The organism is Mesorhizobium sp. M7A.F.Ca.CA.004.06.1.1, assembly GCF_003999135.1.
Lineage (GTDB): Bacteria > Pseudomonadota > Alphaproteobacteria > Rhizobiales > Rhizobiaceae > Mesorhizobium.
In genome coordinates this window covers 1-1,210 of the sequence record NZ_RZPQ01001144.1, presented here as the reverse complement: position 1 = coordinate 1,210, position 1,210 = coordinate 1, and the positions used below count along the sequence as shown (strand labels likewise).

The 1,210-nt window shown below is 59.0% G+C and carries 1 protein-coding gene and 1 pseudogene; both read right to left on the bottom strand.

Annotated elements, in window-relative coordinates; translation table 11 throughout:
* Window positions 1-297 (bottom strand): annotated as a pseudogene (locus EN906_RS38645) (hypothetical protein); the annotation flags it as partial.
* A 106-nt stretch (window positions 298-403) separates the two neighbouring features.
* Window positions 404-1,135, bottom strand: coding sequence for a histidine utilization repressor (hutC, locus tag EN906_RS34595; RefSeq protein ID WP_013530484.1), 732 nt, complete (start codon window positions 1,133-1,135; stop codon window positions 404-406).
* Window positions 1,136-1,210 lie beyond the last annotated feature (75 nt).

The window sequence follows — 1,210 nt, the reverse complement described above, 5'->3', positions numbered from 1 at the left end:
GTGTATGGGTTGGTCGACCGGCAGGCCGGCGCGCGACAGAATCTCGGCGCGGTAATACTCGCCCGTCATCCCCTCCTCCCGCTCCTCCTGATGGAACTTGAAGAAGTAGGCCTTGCCGTCGTCTTCGAAGAAGCCGTTCAGGGAATTGAGGCTGTATTTGTCGAAGTTGATGCGCACATTGCGGGGACTCATCGCAAACAGGTCGCCCAGCAATGCCGCCAGCGCGCTTTGTGCTTCGGCAACATCATGCTGCGCGAGTGCCCGGATCTGCGCCGTGCGACTCGGTGTCTGCGTCATCTGTTGTCCTTCTTGGCCCGTCCATTCGAGAGCGAAAGCGTTCTCGTCAGCACATGTATATACATTGGCAACGAAACCGCTCCGACTTGCATTCGTCCTGCTTCCGTTAGCTGCTTTTTGAAGGGGAATAGCGGCTGCCGAGCGAGTAGCGACTGCCGGCATAGGTCAGCTTGCTGATGGTGGCCACCACCGCGCCTGTCCATGTCCGGCGGTGCAGGAAAAGGCAGCAGGCGCCGACATCGATGCCCAGATGCCGCGCCGTCTCGGCGTCGGCCGGGATCGCCGAGATGATATGCTCGACTTCGGTCACCGGGGTTTTCTGCATGAGATAGTCGTAGGTCGCCGTCTTCGAAAAATCCTGCTTGTCGTAATCGGGAATGAGGCTCGGATTGACGAAGCGCTCTTCCAGCTGCACCGGCAGATCATTCTCGAAATTGACGACGACGGAATGATAGATCGAGACGCGCTTTGGAAACTCGAACGACAGCGCCAGCTCCTTTGTCGGCATGATGGTTTCGAGGACGAGGACTTCGGAACGATGCCTGTTGCCGCGCTCGACGATCTCGGCTGCGATGTTGTTGATCTCGATCAGCGTCGATTGCGGCCGCGGCGGCGCGATGAAGGTTCCCACACCTTGCAGGCGGATCAGGAACCCGGCCGAGGTCAACTCTCTGAGCGCCCGGTGAACCGTCATCCGCGACACGCCGAGCGACGCCACCAACTCGTTCTCGGACGGCAGCTTGCGATCCTTGCCCCACCGGCCCGTTCCGATGTTCGCCAGGATGTAGTCCTTCACCTTCTCGTAAAGAGGGCTGGCCGTGTCGGGCAAAGTGATCATTTCAAAAGTCCTTTCCGGCGATTCATCGGAAATCACGACTGCTCGACAGGTTGCCGCATGCGGATGATTGTTTTC